13 protein-coding genes are annotated in these 16,614 nt (G+C 51.9%); 5 read left to right on the forward strand and 8 right to left on the reverse strand.

Annotation, left to right across the window (positions count from 1 at the left end):
* On the reverse strand, nucleotides 1–1,762 hold a 1,762-nt coding region (locus tag ACN4EK_RS30630), incomplete at its 3' end, for a DNA polymerase III subunit gamma/tau (protein ID WP_431662231.1).
* A gap of 221 nt (nucleotides 1,763–1,983) precedes the next feature.
* Between ACN4EK_RS30630 and rnhA the strand changes: the two genes are divergently transcribed.
* Nucleotides 1,984–2,796 carry a ribonuclease HI gene (gene rnhA, locus ACN4EK_RS30635; protein ID WP_431662232.1) on the forward strand — a complete coding sequence of 271 codons (813 nt, stop codon included), beginning with the start codon at nucleotides 1,984–1,986 and terminating at the stop codon, nucleotides 2,794–2,796.
* A gap of 140 nt (nucleotides 2,797–2,936) precedes the next feature.
* On the opposite strand, the gene ACN4EK_RS30640 is transcribed toward rnhA, so the two are convergent.
* From ACN4EK_RS30640 to btpA, 3 genes are all read right to left on the reverse strand, one after another.
* On the reverse strand, nucleotides 2,937–3,887 hold the full coding sequence (locus tag ACN4EK_RS30640) for a vitamin K epoxide reductase family protein (protein WP_431662233.1): 951 nt from the start codon (nucleotides 3,885–3,887) through the stop codon (nucleotides 2,937–2,939).
* 66 nt (nucleotides 3,888–3,953) lie between these two features.
* Nucleotides 3,954–4,397 carry a hypothetical protein gene (locus tag ACN4EK_RS30645; protein ID WP_431662234.1) on the reverse strand — a complete coding sequence of 148 codons (444 nt, stop codon included), beginning with the start codon at nucleotides 4,395–4,397 and terminating at the stop codon, nucleotides 3,954–3,956.
* Between the two features lie 9 nt (nucleotides 4,398–4,406).
* Nucleotides 4,407–5,258, reverse strand: a complete 852-nt coding sequence (gene btpA, locus ACN4EK_RS30650) for a photosystem I biogenesis protein BtpA (protein WP_431662235.1) — start codon at nucleotides 5,256–5,258, stop codon at nucleotides 4,407–4,409.
* Between the two features lie 332 nt (nucleotides 5,259–5,590).
* Between btpA and rimO the strand changes: the two genes are divergently transcribed.
* From rimO to ACN4EK_RS30665, 3 genes are all read left to right on the forward strand, one after another.
* The gene (rimO, locus tag ACN4EK_RS30655; protein ID WP_431662236.1) at nucleotides 5,591–6,946 is read left to right on the forward strand and encodes a 30S ribosomal protein S12 methylthiotransferase RimO; all 1,356 of its coding nucleotides are present in this window, start codon (nucleotides 5,591–5,593) and stop codon (nucleotides 6,944–6,946) included.
* Nucleotides 6,947–7,038: 92 nt separating this feature from the next.
* Entirely contained in the window at nucleotides 7,039–8,442 is a 1,404-nt protein-coding gene (locus ACN4EK_RS30660; RefSeq protein ID WP_431662237.1) for a DEAD/DEAH box helicase, read from the forward strand.
* A gap of 121 nt (nucleotides 8,443–8,563) precedes the next feature.
* On the forward strand, nucleotides 8,564–9,355 hold the full coding sequence (locus ACN4EK_RS30665) for a 3'-5' exonuclease (RefSeq protein WP_431662238.1): 792 nt from the start codon (nucleotides 8,564–8,566) through the stop codon (nucleotides 9,353–9,355).
* 69 nt (nucleotides 9,356–9,424) lie between these two features.
* Here ACN4EK_RS30665 and ACN4EK_RS30670 read toward each other — a convergent pair whose 3' ends face one another.
* The 4 genes from ACN4EK_RS30670 to pilM all read right to left on the reverse strand — a co-directional run bounded on the left by ACN4EK_RS30670 (nucleotide 9,425) and on the right by pilM (nucleotide 14,594).
* A complete protein-coding gene (locus tag ACN4EK_RS30670) occupies nucleotides 9,425–11,722 on the reverse strand; it encodes a secretin N-terminal domain-containing protein (RefSeq protein WP_431662239.1) in 2,298 nt (765 codons plus the stop codon).
* A gap of 76 nt (nucleotides 11,723–11,798) precedes the next feature.
* Nucleotides 11,799–12,662, reverse strand: coding sequence for a hypothetical protein (locus ACN4EK_RS30675; protein WP_431662240.1), 864 nt, complete (start codon nucleotides 12,660–12,662; stop codon nucleotides 11,799–11,801).
* Nucleotides 12,659–13,474: a PilN domain-containing protein gene (locus ACN4EK_RS30680; protein WP_431662241.1), complete on the reverse strand. Its 816-nt coding sequence runs from the start codon at nucleotides 13,472–13,474 to the stop codon at nucleotides 12,659–12,661. The genes ACN4EK_RS30675 and ACN4EK_RS30680 overlap by 4 nt, the downstream gene beginning before the upstream one ends.
* A 1-nt stretch (nucleotide 13,475) precedes the next feature.
* Nucleotides 13,476–14,594, reverse strand: a complete 1,119-nt coding sequence (gene pilM, locus ACN4EK_RS30685; protein WP_431662242.1) for a type IV pilus assembly protein PilM — start codon at nucleotides 14,592–14,594, stop codon at nucleotides 13,476–13,478.
* A gap of 469 nt (nucleotides 14,595–15,063) precedes the next feature.
* Between pilM and ACN4EK_RS30690 the strand changes: the two genes are divergently transcribed.
* Nucleotides 15,064–16,563, forward strand: a complete 1,500-nt coding sequence (locus ACN4EK_RS30690; RefSeq protein ID WP_431662243.1) for a sensor histidine kinase — start codon at nucleotides 15,064–15,066, stop codon at nucleotides 16,561–16,563.
* The last annotated feature ends 51 nt before the right edge of the window (nucleotides 16,564–16,614 follow it).

Genomic DNA, 16,614 nt, shown 5'->3' on the forward strand with positions numbered 1-16,614 from the left:
AGATGTGTATAAGAGACAGCTGTTGATTAGGGATGGGAGCGATCGCAGGCGGGGGTTCTGGAGGCTGGGGAATGGGCGATCGCTGGGAGGGCGGCGGTGGTGGGGACGACTCTTGCTGCGGCGGTTGGCTGATACCCGACTCCGGAGTCGGGTGAGAACCAGGGGCAGCAGGCGGTGAACTATCCCCCGCTAGCATCACTTCCAAGCCAACGCGGACAGGATGCTGACAAAACTGAGTAAAGGCGGCTTCTACATTCGGTAGCCGTTCCTTCGCCATGTTAAATAGCTGCTGCGATCGCGCCCCGATTCTGGCTTCCTGCCCATTGAAGCCAAGTAGCTGGCACTGTTGCCGCAACATAATCTGAGTCGAGTAGGGCTGCACCAGACCTAAGACTTTTTGCCAAACCTGTTCTAAATCGACATCTCCGGCTGGAGTTGGCGGCGGCGGTGGCGGTGGGGCTTCTGGTGTAACAGGTGGTTCTGAAACAGGAGATGGCTGTGCCTGTGGTGGTGCTGTGGGTGGTGGAGAACTTGATGGTGCGGACGATCGCTCTGCTAGCGGAGTTGTTCTGGGAGGAGTTGCTGCCGGACGGACATCGGCTCTGGCAGTTGGCACTCGGGCTGGGGCAGGCGGAGCTGAGGCGGGTTGAGCAATGATATTGGCTGCCGCGATCGCCGATGGTAATAACCCCATCAAGGTAATTTCCAGCCACAAACGCGGTTGGGTCGTATTTTTAAGCTGAACTTCGGCACTGCGGAGGTGTTGTTGTCCCAGCAAAATTGTGCCGATTTCTAATTGCTGAGCGAACTGGCATAACCGTTCCCAGGTCGGCAGCGTCACGGCAATCAAATCATGGCGATCGGGAGCCGTTTTGGCAATTAACAAATCCCGGTAGAAACTGGCTAAATTTTGCAGCACAATCAGCGGTTCTCGCCCCCGATCCATCAAGCGACGGGTACTATCCAACATCGCTTCTGGATCATCCTGGGCGATCGCTTCCAGTAAACTGAGCAAATCTCGCTCTGGTACTGATCCCACCAGATCCCAAACCTGTTCGGCGGCAATCTCACCACTCAGCAGGCTCAGTTGATCCAACAAACTCTCAGCATCCCGTAACCCACCCTGGGCAATTTGTGCCACTAAGGTCAGGGCATCTGCCGCGATCGGAATTTCCTCTTTAGCCGCGATCGTTGTCAGATGCTCCACCATTGCCGTTAACGGAATCCGCCGAAAATCAAATCGCTGACATCGGGAAATAATCGTCGGTAATACCCGCTGGGGATCGGTCGTGGCTAAGACGAACACCACACGATCGGGCGGCTCCTCCAACGTCTTCAACAACGCATTAAACGCTGCCGTACTGAGCATGTGGCATTCATCCACAACATAGACTTTGTAGCGGCATTGGACAGGGGCAAATTGGGCTTTCTCGATCAAGTCTCGGATGTTGTCAACGCCAGTGTTACTAGCCGCATCGATTTCAATGATGTCTAGCGCCGAGCCATTCGCGATCGCCCGACAGACCTCACAGTTGCCACAGGGTTGAGCAGTCGGAACTTTAGACTCCAGGCAATTCAGCGACTTTGCCAGAATCCGGGCACTGGAAGTCTTCCCGGTTCCCCGCGCCCCTGTAAACAGGTAGGCAGGTGCAATTTTTTGCTGCTGGAGGGCATTACTTAAGGTTGCCGCGATCGCCTCTTGCCCGACTAATTCTGCAAAGGTTTGAGGGCGATATTTATGATGAAGTGGTTCGTAGGTCATTGATTTACCGCGACTTTCTACCCTATAGAATCAAAAAATTTCTATAAAAACACTTGTACTATTCTGTTTATATTCTAGTGAGTTGGTATCGTTAAATGGCTATCAGCCAGCCGGATTCAACCCGTCTTAACACTACCTCCTCATTTCCGGTTCAAGATTCTCGACAACTCTGTCTAAAATAGGCAGGATTCCTCTGGATTAGTTTATTGACTTCCGATCGTATGTCTTCTCTTGTTCAAAGTATTTATACAGATGGCGCTTGCTCCGGTAATCCGGGACCCGGTGGCTGGGGCACAGTAATTTATTTTGCTGACGGCTCCTGTCATGAACTGGGTGGGGCAGATCCCCAGACCACGAATAATCGCATGGAAATGCAAGCGGCGATCGCGGCATTAGAATTCCTTGCCGCCTCCGAGCAAACCCAGCCCGTTGAACTCTACACTGACAGTGAGTACCTAAAGAATGGGATTACCAAGTGGATTCAAGGCTGGAAGAAAAAAAATTGGGTTACGTCCTCTGGAAAACCCGTGTTAAACCAGGATCTCTGGGCAATTTTGGATGAGTTAAATACTCGGATTGGTCGCTCAGTCGCGGTGCAATGGCGCTATGTCCGGGGACATGCTGGCAATGTTGGCAATGAACGCTGTGACACGATCGCCCGCGCCTTTTCCCTGGGCAAAACTCCCCTACTCACCCAAAAACTCCCTTCTACTCTGACAACCTCTGAACATTTTAGTGCTGATGTTGCCATGACAGACTCATCTACTGCGCTTTCTTCAACTGACTCCCTGGACGATCTCCCGCGTGAGGTCAGAGTCAATCAACTCCGGCATTTGGTTGAAACATTACACATGGCAGATGAGATTGCCAGCAAGGGCTACTTAATTAGTAGCTCGGAACTCGCGGATTTAATGGATGTCAATGCCAGTGCTGTCACCAGCCGTGGGGATCATTGGGTTTGGCGGAACTGGGTCGTGTCACGGGTACGTCGAGAAGGTAACCAAATTCTGTGGCAATTAGAACGAGTCGATTGAATTAGATGCTAGATGCTCCCACCTGACAATGGCTCGATCGCAGGCAGTTCGCTAATGATTGCCAGGTTGATCAACGTAAAAAGGGCAGTGCCTGATGACCTGCCCCCAACAACTGACTCACTAACCGTTATCACTAACGGTTAGTTGTTTTGAAAGTCTCGCGGTCCGGTATACCCCGATAACTTGGCTAACTCGTCTAATGGAATCGTTCCTTCCCTCAACTGACCATTGATCTCCCAGGCTGGAAACGCCCGTACTCCTGCCTTTTGGCAGACTTCTGGTTGAGCATTACGACCACCCGGGTAACACTCAACATACGGTAATTCCTTAGCCGCTGCCGCTCCAAATAGGAGCTTTTGGTCATAGCAGTGAGAACACCAATACGCCCCATACATCTTGGCTCCAGTTCGCTTCAGATGTTGGGCAAGCTGGATCTCGGCATTGCCGGAGGTAGTCGTCACCGCCGGCCCGACTTCACCAGGAATATCACTTTCTGCTGCCGGATTTTGAATGGGAGCATAGACGGCTAACGTCCCAATCAACGTCACCATAATCACGATCACCCCAATAAATAGGAGTTGACCAATATCCTCCCAGTCACGACCAATTAAAGTTAAGACAAAGAGGCTGAGCGAAGATAGGGCAGAAAGCACACAGAAGAAGCAAACCCCCTCCCAGCCTAGTGGAACCACAAACTGAGAGGTCATGATAAACATCAGGTAGCCACTGAAAACCGTCATGGCAGTGGCACCCATAAACAGGAACAACCAGGTCCAGTTTTCTAATTGGGTTCGCAGTTGTTTGTTTGACTCCGATCGCACCGCCAGAGGAGCCAACGCAAACGTTGCCATGAGGCTATATCCCAACAAACCAATCAAAGGTAGGGGAATCCCATAGACACTTGCCCAGGGACTAGACAACACTTTTTCACAACCGCTGGTTGGGCAAACAGCTTGGGTATCAGCCAGCTTAGAATAGGTCAGGTAAGCGGTGTCTAAGATACCGAGCGCCGCGATCGCCGCAATCAGTTGCCGCGACCACCGCTGAATCCACGGAGTATTCCGGCGACGACTGGCAAGGGTTTTTGACATAACACATCCTCTAAATCCAGCGAACTCCTCGGAGAACCGTTACGCTCCTATTCTGCCTTATCTCGCTTAAAAATTTTGCGAACCTTGATAGCCTGACCATTTAGCTAAGCTCTTCAAGGATTGGGTACCTGGGTAGAATTTTCCGTTAATTTCCCAAGTCGGATACCCGCCAATTTTGGCAGCTCGACAGAGGTTCGGTTTGGCATTCTGTCCCCGAGGATCACATTCAATGTAGTTGATATAACGGCTGAACGTTGGACTACCAAACAACTCTTTTTGCTGCTGGCAATGGGGACACCAATAGGCTCCATACATTTTGGCACCGATTTGCTGCAAATGTTTCGCCAAGGCATCGATCGCCGCTTTGTCTGTACCCGTCTTAGGATCGGTCAGTTGGCGGTTGGATTGGGCCGTAAGCGGACTCGCATGAATCAGCAGCCCAGTCCCTAATCCAGCAATGAGCGCGATCGCTGGCAGCCCACGTTTGAGTCGTGAAAATTGTTGAGCCATAAGCTTAAATTACGAAGGCACACTCACGGATGATGATACTGAAGGGGATTCAGCCTTGGGAGCATAACTCCGTCGCGCCGCTTCCACAAACCGACTCACCCGGATCGGATCAATCGGTTGATCCCGCCGACCATGCCGCTTCAGTGAACTACAGGCAATCACACCATCGACGGCTGGCATCAAGGTAGAAATATTCTCCCAATCGGCTCCACTGCCAATAAAGACCGGAGTGCCGTTCGCCGCCGCTTTGGCTAACTCCAGATCTTCTAGCGTTGGCGGACTACCAGTTGCCCACCCCGATAGGATAATCGCATCGGCTAAACCACGCTCGATCGTATCCTGAACGGCCACCGTCAGGTTGGGCGAGCTCAAGGGACGGGCATGTTTGACCAGCACATCCGCCAGGATTTTGACATCACTGCCTAGCTCCCGCCGATAGCGCAGCAATTCATGGGCACGTCCTTCAATCAATCCCTGGTCGGTTGCCATCACGCCAGTCAGGACATTGACACGAATAAATTGAGCCTGGGTACAACTGGCGATCGCCAACGCACTATGAGCATCATTCCGTAGCACATTGATCCCGATCGGCAAAGGCACCATCTGGATCAAGCGCTCCACAATCAAACTCATGGCACTGACCACCGAGGGATCAACCTGATCCTTGGCAAAGGGCGCATCAAAGAAATTTTCCACAATAATGCCATTGACACCGCCAGAGGCAAGCGCCATCGCTTCTTGTTCGGCTCGGTCGATCACTGCCTTGAGATTTCCTCCCCAACGGGGCGAGGTCGGCAATGGTAGGAGATGAACAACACCAATAATGGGGTTTGGGGTCTTGAAAATTTTGTTTAAGTCCACGGGTATAAAGGATTAGGACTCATCTGCAAGGATCTAGATTACCAAAATCATAGCGGCTTACTGTGTCTGTATTTGCGGTTCTGGCAGATCTCGTTGGATTGTCGCTAAACTGTAAAGAAGACGTAATAGCCGAAAAAATTTGTGTAACAGATCGTAATATTTTCGATTTTGCGTTATTATAACTGATAACGTCATCTGAGCGATTGCGGCAGGTAGAAGCCACCATGTTTCTACATTCGGGTTTGAGGCGAGGGATCATCCGTCGCAATAGCGATCGCTACAGCTTAACGACTGACCACTCTTGCTGAAATTACCCACTTATCACGGACTTCATGGGCAACAAGCCAACGATTGCTGTCTCACATCTAGGCTGCGAAAAAAATCGAATCGACACCGAACACATGCTGGGTTTACTGGTACAATCCGGCTATCCAGTAGATACCAACGAGGAACTAGCAGATTTTGTCATTGTTAATACCTGTAGTTTTATTCAGGCTGCCCGCGAAGAATCGGTGCGTACCCTGGTAGAACTCGCAGAAGCCGGAAAAAAGATTGTGATCACTGGCTGTATGGCACAGCACTTTCAGGATGAACTGTTAGCGGAATTGCCAGAAGCGGTCGCCTTGGTTGGAACGGGTGATTATCACAAGATCGTGAATGTGATTGAACGTGTCCAGACCGGAGAGCGAGTTAAGGAAGTTTCCCTCGAACCCACTTATATTGCCGACGAAACCACGCCACGTTATCGCACTACCACTGAGGGTGTGGCTTACCTGCGGGTCGCGGAAGGCTGTGATTATCGCTGTGCGTTCTGCATTATCCCTCACCTGCGGGGCAATCAGCGATCGCGCACAATCGAATCGATCGTGGCAGAGGCTAAGCAATTAGCGGCGGAAGGAGTTCAAGAACTAATTTTGATCTCCCAGATCACCACCAATTATGGGTTGGATATTTACGGGGAACCAAAGCTAGCGGAGTTACTGCAAGCCTTAGGGGAAGTCGATATTCCCTGGATTCGGATTCACTATGCCTACCCCACGGGCTTAACTCCGAAGGTCATCGCCGCAATTCGGGAAACGCCCAATGTCCTGCCTTATTTAGATTTGCCGCTGCAACACTCCCATCCGGAGGTGCTCCGCGCCATGAATCGTCCCTGGCAGGCACAGGTGAACGATAGCGTGATCGATCGCATTAAAACGGCGATCCCGAATGCCGTCCTGCGTACCACCTTCATTGTGGGCTTTCCGGGCGAAACCGAAGCACACTTCCAGCATCTGTTGGAGTTTGTGCAACGGCATGAGTTTGACCATGTAGGGGTATTCACCTTCTCACCGGAAGAGGGTACTCCTGCCTATGACCTGCCCAACCAATTGCCCCAGGCGGTCATGGATGCTCGGTTAGATGCGCTGATGCAGGTGCAACAATCGATTTCCTTAAAGAAAAATCGGGCGGAGATTGGCAAAGTGGTAGATGTGCTGATCGAGCAGGAAAACCCAGACACTGGGGAACTGATTGGTCGGTCTGCCCGATTTGCCCCCGATGTCGATGGTCTGGTTTATGTGCAAGGGAATGCGCGGTTAGGTTCGCTGATCCCCGTCGCTATTCAAGATGCCGATGTCTATGACCTGCATGGTCGAGTAGCGACAGCCAATGATGTGATTCCACTGCGATCGTTGACGGTTCCATAACACCTCGTCACGTCAGATAACCTGCCTCCGGCACCAGTCAGAGGCGACAGATTTTCTAGTACCTCAAATCCCCTTAACTCTTAGGAGATGTAATGACTCTTTCTTTTCATAGCCTTGGCATTTCTGAAGCGCGAGTTCGGTTTTTGGAAGAGAGTGGGTTTACCACTCCCACACCGATTCAGGCACAGGCAATTCCTCATTTACTATCCGGTCGTGATGTCGTCGGGCAAGCCCAAACGGGTACAGGCAAGACAGCCGCCTTCTCCCTACCCATCCTGGAACGGATTGATGTCAAACTACCGGCTGTGCAAGCGTTAGTTCTCACCCCAACTCGTGAGTTAGCGCTGCAAGTCTGCCAAGCGATTCGCGGCTTTAACGACGATCGCCGCCTGAAAGTGGTTTCCATTTATGGTGGACAAGCGATCGAACCGCAAATTTCTCGGTTACAACGCGGCGCTCAGTTAGTGGTGGGCACCCCTGGACGGGTCTTAGACCTGCTCAGCCGGGGCGATCTGAAACTGGATCAACTGAGCTGGATCGTGTTGGATGAAGCCGATGAAATGCTGAACATGGGCTTTATTCAAGATGTCGAAAAGATCCTCAACCAGGCTCCGACTGAGCGGCAAACCGCTTTCTTCTCAGCAACAATGGATCCCTCGATCCGGAAGCTGGTGACGAAGTTCCTGCGATCGCCGATCACAGTGACGATCGAGCAACCGAAAGCCGCTCCTACCCGGATTAATCAGGTGGCTTATCAAGTGCCTCGGGGTTGGACAAAAGCTCGCGCCCTACTCCCGATCCTGGAATTGGAAGATCCTGAATCGGCACTGATCTTTGTCCGCACCCGGAAAGCCGCCGCAGAACTGACCAGCCAACTGCAAGCCGCCGGTCATAGCGTGGATGAGTATCACGGGGATCTCAGCCAAACCCAACGGGAACGTCTGTTACTCCGGTTCCGGCAACGGCAAGTGCGCTGGGTCGTCGCTACTGACATTGCGGCACGCGGGATCCACGTCGATGACCTGACCCATGTGATCAACTACGATCTACCCGATAGCGTCGAGAACTATGTCCACCGGATTGGTCGAACTGGTCGCGCCGGGAAGGAAGGCAAAGCGATTTCGCTGATCCAACCCTTCGATCGCCGGAAGCTGCGTGACATCGAACATCACATTCGTCAACGGCTAGAACTTGCCTCGATCCCAACTCGGGCACAAATCGAAGCACGCCAACTGGAGAAACTCCAGGCTCAAATCCGGGAAGCTCTGGCAGGAGAACGGATGGCATCCTTCTTACCGATCGTGGCTCAGTTGTCGGAGGAATACGAACCTCATGCGATCGCGGCTGCCGCTTTACAAATGGCGTATGACCAGACTCGTCCTGCCTGGATTCGGGGTCATCAAGACGCGGGCGACTACATTGAAGATGCCCCGCAGAATGCACCGAAGCCCAAGCCGATCAAACGGAATAAGCCAGTGATCCGCTCAGAACGGTAATTGTTTCCTCGGAGCAATTGAATTAACTCGGCGATCAGCCCAATGTAGGGACGAACCCATATTCGTCCCTATACTCTATTGAGACTCAGACTACCGTTGACGATCGTGGCTTGAACGTTTCATGTCTGGTAAATCCTCCGCAGAACTTTTAGCGCACTACCGCCATGTCAGTCAGCAACTCCTGACGATCGTGGATGTCGAAACGACTGGGCATCGAGCAACCGAAGCCCGCGTGATTGAAATCTCCGTGTTGCAGGCGACACTGACCGATGGTATCTTGCATCACCAAACCGATCTGATTAATCCCCAGATGCCTGTGCCTGAAACGATTACGGCATTTACTGGGATTTCTCAGGCTATGGTAGATCAGGCTCCTCCAGCCACCGACCTTTGGCACCGTTATTTGCCCTTACTGAATCAGGGCATTTTGACTGCCCATAATCTCAGTTTTGACTATGCCTTTATTCAAGCCGAGAGCGATCGCCTGGGAAGCAGCTTTGAGCGATCGCGGGATCAGCAGCTTTGTACCGTAATTCTGTCGCGCTTGATGCTACCCGAGCTACCGTCACGCCGCTTGCCTGACCTGGTGAAACATTTTGGCTTTGACATTCATGAATCTCACCGAGCCGCAGCAGACACTTTAGCCTGCTGGTTTTTAGCCCAGCGACTCCTCACCGAAATTCAACAAGAGAGTGATGCAGCGCTGTTAAACCGATTTACCAACCAGTGGTTGCCGTTGGGAGATGTCGCCACTATCTTAGGATGTTCCGGTCGGGAAGCCCGCGATTTACTGTACCGAGCAGGAGTTAAACCCCGATTAATGGGACGACACAAAACTCCCATGTATCAACGGGGCAAGGTTGAGCAACTGCGACAATCACTCATCCCCTCAGTCCAACTATCCTGGTTTTAGCGCAAAAAGCAGAGGGACGCTAGTTGCCCAACGTCCCTACACCCTATCGTTCTTGAGATGGTAGATGCACTATCGTGGTTGCTGCGCTCCCTGCTCCAGCACTCGCTGAACACCCGGCCCTGGGGTGTAGCTATAGCCAAAGGTACTCCGTTCCGAATCATCCAACACCCGGGGAGTCACTAATACAATTAGCTCCTGCCGTTGGTTTTGCCGCTCGGTCCGGCGGAACAGGGCACCCAGAATGGGAATATCACCCAGGATCGGAATCTTTGTCACTGCGGCTCGGTCTTGATCCTGAATTACCCCGGCGAGCACCAGTGTTTGTCCATCCCGCATTCGGACTTGCCCAGACTGCAACCGTCGCTCTGAGAGTAGCGTAATCGTGTTGACCGATGCTGCCGAACCACCGGAACCAGGAATGGAAATATCCTGAGTACTCGCGGGAGCGGCGATCGTGGGTGCTACAGACATTGAAATAAAGCCGTTATCATCAATCCGATCGACCTGGATAGGTAGAATCAGACCGGCTGAGGCTTTTTCAACCGTAATCGTGATTTGAGTCGAGTTTTCGGTTGCCGTTACCTGCTGCTCAAAGTTAGTCACAACTTCCTGAGTCAGCCGTACCTCCGCCCGCTGGCCCTCTTGAATCACCAAGGTTGGATCGGTGACGACCTTCGCGTTACCGTTGGTGATCGCAAACTGTAATTGGGCAAAGAAGTTACGAACGAAATTAAACGGAAACTGGCTAAACGAGGTTAAACCAACAACCCCCTGCCCCACAGAGGCACCACTCAGACCCGTATTCGCCGGAGTGACTTTGCCAAAGTTAATCACACCCACCCCACCTTCACTGACCACGCGGGTATCTTCGACCCCAAAGGAGAAACTGCTATAGGCACGATCAAGCGCCAGCAGGTTGACATCAATCACACGCACGTTGACAGCAACCTGACGACGACGCACATCAAGCTGAGTCAATTGCGATAGGGCAATTTCAATCTGTCGGGGGGAACCAACCATGGTCAGCATGTTGGTGCGCTCATCCCCAGATACCTGCATTCCGCGTAGGAATGGAACTGAGTCTGTGAAGTCTACCCGTTGGGTTTCCAAACGCTGTTCTGTCGTCGTTTGGGTTTGAGTAATAGCACTCTGAGCCGCCCCAGCTAATTGCGTGACAGGCACAGCATTGACACTGGTCACCAGCCGCTCCCGGCTAATCACACTTTCTGCCCCCAAACTCACCAGGTAATTCAGGGCATTCACGACTGGCACTTGATTCAGCCGTACACTCCGAATCAGGACATCACGGGCAGTATTCGGTAGCCTGGTACCGACAAAGATTGTATTACCTCGGCGATTGGCTTCTAACCCTGACACCATCAACACGTAGTTAAAGGCATTTTGCACTGGCACATTTTCTAAATCCAGGGTGATTCTCGGGCCCTCAGGGGTAGCGGCTCCCGGTTGTCCCGGTTGCTGCTGGGTACCTTCCTGCTCACCTGTAAACACCAAGTTCAGTCCAGCCGCCCGCGCCAGTAATGCCAAGACCTCTCGGGCAGGCGCATCCCGCAAGACCAGGCGAGGTACCGTTTGAGCGGTACCCAAATCTACCAGGGTAGGAGCAGTATCGATCGAGGCGGTGGAAATATCCCCAACTGGGGGTGGTACCGCTCTGGGCGAGAGAGGCACACCGGGAACAGGAGCCGGTCCCTGTACCCGCACATCCGGATTGGGGATCAAGGGAGGTGGACCTTGCATGGGTGACACCACTGGTGGCACTTGGGCAACGGGTGCAGGAATCATGCCTGCTTCAGCATCCTTTGATTTCTCCACCACTCTCACATTCGGTGGAACTCTACCAAACCCAGGGATAAAGGCAGGGCTAGATGATCTGGCTGGAGCCGTTTGTTGCGCGATCGCCCCTTTGTTTACCGTCGATGAGCGTTGACCAGGTTTGGCAGCTGCCGTCTGTAAGCTAATGCTACCTGCCAAGCGATCAATCTTGGCGATCGGCGCATCGGTCTTACCAATCACAGTCACCCGTACCCGATCCTGGCTGAGCGGTGCTACGGTAATTTTGGCAATGCCAGGAGCCGGATTATTCCGCCAGATGCCGCCTGAAGGTAACTGGATGTCACTACTCATCACATCCGCCGTCAGCCGATTGCCCTGACTGGCAGCAACCACTTGCGCTGGCGCTTTACCTTTACCTGGAGTCGTCAGCAGCACATTGACTCCAGATGCCGTTGCCTTTAGTTGCACATCACTGGTTTTAGCGGCAACAGCAGGGGGCGGAGTGATCAATGTAGCCGCCCCGAGCATCACACCACCAATCAAAATCCCTGTTAATCCCTGAGTCTGTTGCACGGTTCCCTCCTCACATCGTTAATCAATCTGAAGCCTGCATTCTGGTTGTATTCATTTGGGGCGATCGCTCATCACACTACTGAGCGGGTGGCGCAGGGGGCGGAGCGAGTGCGGCTTTATCAGCAGCGGTCAGCGGCATGAGGGCATCAAGCTGAAACTTCATATTGATGCGAGTCTCAGGCTGACATCTAGTTAGAAATTGCACCCTCCCTCCCCGAACTTCATAGAGCCGCAACTGCTTGGGTACAGTAGCATCCACATTCCGAAATACTAAAAACGGTTGTAACCGTTCCATGTTTCTCAGAATCGCCATCATTTGGTCGTAGTTGGCTTCTAGCTCGACATTGACCGTCTCCCGCCTGAGCTTGTTATTAATCGTGGAACCGTAGGAACTATCCTGAATGATCCCAGTGACTTTGGGGTCTGGGGTAAACTCGCGCAGTTCTGACTTCACCACGAAAGGAGCACCACCATTCTCTTTGTTCTCCAGGGCGGCAGCATTAGCTCTAACCCAGGCTGGGCAAGTCGCCAGCAGAGCATTTCTAGCCGCTGGTAAGCCACTGTTGCGGGCTTCAACCTGCCGGTTAATGTCTAGCAATAGAGTATTCAGCGTCGTTTCGTTCGCAAACAGGGAGTAAACATCTTCCTGTCTCTTTTTCGTCACTTCTAACTCTTTTTGGGCAGCATCAATTTGTTGCTTCAGATTTTGCTTAGCATTAACCTGAGCTTCCTTTTCAGCCACCTGGCTGGATAACTCTTGATAGCGATCCCATTCAGGCTGTACCAGGTTGAGCAAGATATACAAGGCCCCAGCCAGCCCGAGCACACCAAACAGGATACCCAGAATGGTCGGAGTCAGCCGAACGCCAAATATGACCGGAGCATCAGGTGTAGATTCAACTGGCTGATCGCCCGGAATAAAGTCTCCAGTAGCACTCATGGCTGAATCACCTCCTTCTGTCGCAATGATTCGATCCGGGTTGTCAGTCCTACCGCACCAGCCCGCTCCAATTCTCGTTGCAGTTCGGAAGCTGGCACATCATTCAGGGCTGTCTGAATCTTGAAGTCCACATCAGCCGGAATCACAGGCTTATCTTGATCAGGAATCTGAGCCTGGGACACTCCTTCCAGTTTTAACCCTTCCAGGGCTGTGGGTTCACCCAGCTTAGAACTGATGAGTCTTGTTTCGTCAGCTTTCAGAAACTTAGACCGTTGCAAAACCAGTAGAAAGTCATTGACATCATTGAACGATCGCGCTTTGCCAGAGATCTCGATCGTGCCAATTTGGGGTGGAATATTGCCATTTGCTCCCGGGGCAGGGGCTTGGTTTGGTGCGGGTGGCACCTGTTTCACCTGAAGAATTTGTACCGCCGATGGCGTGCGCTCACCCAGATCTTTCATCATGGCAGACCAGGGTTTGACGGTATTGAACACACTGGCTAAAGCCGCCGTCTCTTCCTGGGCTTGTTTAACTTGAGTTTGAGCGGCGGTTAGCTCTGCCTCCAAGTTTTTTAAGTTCCCCAGTTCGCTATCTAACACACCGGAGCGAGCTGCCAAATCGGCGTTTGCGGTTTGTAGCCACCACCACGCCCCCCCAGATATCCCCAACAATGCCAGCATCGCCACCAGCCCTAAGATCAGCGGCGTTTTACTCTCGGGTACCCCAACGGCTCCGGCTCTTGGCGTTCGAGCAGCTGCCTCAGGTTTATACTCCGGTCGATCGTTGAGAAAGTTAACATCCAAACTATACATATTACGAAGCCTCCCGCAATCCCAGACCTAGCACAACCCCTAGTCCTGATCGCTGTGTGTCTGGAACTTCCTGCATGACCTCTAAGCCGAGCGCGGCAATTGGATCAACCTGACTGCAAGGTAGGCTTAAACGTTGGGTAAAGAACTCATCCAACTGCCCGATCGCAGCCCCAGGACCTGCCAGCAACAACTGTGCAACCTCTAGGTTGTCACCCTGATTGAGATAGAAATCAATGGAACGCCGGAGTTCATCAGCTAATTCGCCAATAATACGGAGCATGGCAGCCGCACCCGGATTAGTTCCCCCCATTCGGCTAGGAGTGCCCATCGTCGATTCCGATGGTGTCACCGGAATAGTCATTCCCTGCAACAACTCAGTACTGCGACTGGGCGGCAGGTTCATGGCACGAGACAGAGCACTTTGAATTTGATAGGTTCCGATCGGAACAGTACGAGAAAATTGCGGTACACCATCGACCGCAATGGAAATCTCTGTACTTTCAAATTCAATATCAACCAGCGCGACTGCTTCTTGGGGAGAAAACTGTCGCAATTGCTCACGAATCGTGCGAATCAGGGCAAAACTACTAATCTCTAGCACATCAATCCGTAACCCTGCATTCTCAAAGGTGCGGATGTAGGAATCGGTAATTTCCTTACGAGTTGCAACTAATAAAACCTGGACTTTTTCGATACCATCTTCGTCAACAAATAGCCCCAGTTTTTGATAGTCAACATCGGCTTCTTCACGAGGAAAAGGCAAGTATAGCCCCGCCTCTTGATTCAGCACCATTTCTCGTAATTCGCGATCGTCCAACTCTGCCGGAACCGGAATAATTCGAGTGACCGTATCCCGCCCACCCATGACGGCGGTAGCAACCTGCTTCACCTTGATCTTATTCTCTGCCAACAGCGATTGGATGATTTCCGCCATCCCTGGTGGATCGAGAATCCGACCTTCTTGAAACAGTCCTTCTTGTATCAGGGTAGAGGCAAGAGTTGTTAGTTTGAACCCCTGTCCTTGTTTGCGTAACTGAGCGATATTAATCCGTTCTGGAGTTAACTCAACCCCGATACCTTTAGATTTACCCGACAGTATATTTTTGAAGGCGCTAACCACAGCGTTGTCTGCTCACTGAGAAGTTGGAAATTAAAGCGATTTGGAAAAGATGTGATAGAGCGAACCAAAGCAATCAATACACAATCAAGACGCTAATGCATGGTAACTAATTTTGCTAAAAAGCGACCACCTTTAATCAAAATCTGTAACCTGGCAATTGCCCCTCTGGGAAAGGGGTTTATAGCGACAACAAATTATAGATGCCTTTCACGAAAGTGGCGCATGATTCCAACAAAATTTGCTTGTATCGAGCCGCCATTTTCTGAAATTTTGAGAGGAGAAGTGGGTATGATTGAACATTGACCTAAAATCCCGATCGTCTCCCGGTAACATTACAGACTGACTACCATCAGAGCAAGATCAGCCAGTAAGTTTCAGTTCCACGATCGTTTTTAGTTTGTTTGGGTTTGCATACCGCGATAGTACACACAATTTAGGAAGTTGAGCACAATTTTTTGGAAGTTGCGAGATGTTTCAAACCACCCGTCGTCGCTTGGCATTGTGGTATACCACGGTGACGGCAGTGCTGCTCCTCCTGTTTGCCAGTGGCTTTTACCTGTATGTCCGCAGTACGCTAATTGAACGAATCGATGACACCTTGAATCATGTGGTGGAAGTGGTGCAGCGATCGCTGGTGATTGAATCGATCAACCCCCACTTTGAGGGCAGCCCCCTCCGAGTCAATATTGAAGCCAGTTTCCGCGATAATGCCACCCCTGGGGAAGACGACCACATTGATCTAGAGTGGTTTAGCCCAACTGGAACCCTGCTGTGGTCCACTTTGTCAGAGCCTCTAGATATTCCTTTACAAACGGATATTTCCAGTGAGACGGTCAGGGTAGAGCGGCAGCGAGATAGGGGAGATAGGGGAGATAGGGGAGATAGGGGAGATAGGGGAGTAAAGGTTGCGTCCTTACCTCCGTCACCTTCCTCATCCTCCTCACCTCCCTCATCCTCCTTACCTTCCTCACCTCCCTTACCTTCCTCACCTCCCTTACCTTCCTCACCTCCCTCATCCTCCTTACCTCCCTCACCCTCCTACTCCGATCCCCTGATTCTGCGTCAGGTAACTCAGCGGGTTGAGGTGGGTCGTCAAGTATTGGGCTATCTGCGGGTAAGTCATCCCTGGTTTGAAGTCACGAAACCAACTCGACAGTTAGTGGTCGATCTCAGTCTGGGAACTAGCCTGGTGTTAGTTGTGATCGGAGCGATCGGCTGGTGGTTATCGGATTTGGCGATGGAACCAGTACGCGAGTCGTATCAGCGATTGAAGCAGTTTACTGCCGATGCGTCCCATGAACTGCGGAGTCCGATCGCAGTAATTCAAACCAATGTGCAGGTGGCTCTAGCCGATCCCAATCCCGACCCGGAAATCCAGAAACAACATCTACAAGTGGTCGAACGCTTAACCCGACGGCTCGGTCGATTAGTGGATGATTTGCTGTTCCTCGCCAGACAGGATAGTGGCATGGTGCAACCCCGTTGGTCGATCGTGGCATTAGAAGATCTGCTGCAAGAGGTAGTAGAAGAACAACGATCGCTGGCTACCGACAAGCACCTGCAACTGAGGCTGATGAGCAGTGAACCGGAGGGTACCTATTCGGTTTATGGCGATCGCGATCAACTGATTCGTCTGTTTACCAATCTGGTAGGGAATGCGGTGCAGTATACGCTAACCAATGGTCAAATTACGGTAGAACTGCGACCGATCAAACGAGCAGGGAACTCAGCATTGCAGGTCACAATTCAAGATACCGGGATTGGCATTCCGGCAGAAGCCTTACCGCATGTCTTCGATCGGTTTTATCGGGCTGATCCGGCGCGGAGTCAAACGGCAACGAAAGGATCGGGGCTAGGGTTGGCGATCGCTCAGGTGATTGTGGAAAAACATCAGGGGCAGATTCAGATCAATAGCACTGTAGGCAAGGGAACGATCGTGACGGTGGTGTTGCCGCCGGGAGAGGAGTGATGGGGAAGATGGGGAGATGGGGAGATGGGGAGCTGTCTCTTATACACATCT

It is taken from the genome of Pantanalinema rosaneae CENA516 (genome assembly GCF_050753385.1).
GTDB classification, from domain to species: domain Bacteria; phylum Cyanobacteriota; class Cyanobacteriia; order Leptolyngbyales; family Leptolyngbyaceae; genus Pantanalinema; species Pantanalinema rosaneae.

Bases quoted from the DNA above. Each gene is read 5' to 3' on its own strand.
- rnhA (WP_431662232.1), top strand. From the start codon at position 1,984: ATGTCTTCTCTTGTTCAAAGTATTTATACAGATGGCGCTTGCTCCGGT.
- ACN4EK_RS30640 (WP_431662233.1), bottom strand. From the start codon at position 3,887: ATGTCAAAAACCCTTGCCAGTCGTCGCCGGAATACTCCGTGGATTCAG.
- ACN4EK_RS30645 (WP_431662234.1), bottom strand. From the start codon at position 4,397: ATGGCTCAACAATTTTCACGACTCAAACGTGGGCTGCCAGCGATCGCG.
- rimO (WP_431662236.1), top strand. From the start codon at position 5,591: ATGGGCAACAAGCCAACGATTGCTGTCTCACATCTAGGCTGCGAAAAA.
- ACN4EK_RS30660 (WP_431662237.1), top strand. From the start codon at position 7,039: ATGACTCTTTCTTTTCATAGCCTTGGCATTTCTGAAGCGCGAGTTCGG.
- ACN4EK_RS30665 (WP_431662238.1), top strand. From the start codon at position 8,564: ATGTCTGGTAAATCCTCCGCAGAACTTTTAGCGCACTACCGCCATGTC.
- ACN4EK_RS30675 (WP_431662240.1), bottom strand. From the start codon at position 12,662: ATGAGTGCTACTGGAGACTTTATTCCGGGCGATCAGCCAGTTGAATCT.
- ACN4EK_RS30680 (WP_431662241.1), bottom strand. From the start codon at position 13,474: ATGTATAGTTTGGATGTTAACTTTCTCAACGATCGACCGGAGTATAAA.
- ACN4EK_RS30690 (WP_431662243.1), top strand. From the start codon at position 15,064: ATGTTTCAAACCACCCGTCGTCGCTTGGCATTGTGGTATACCACGGTG.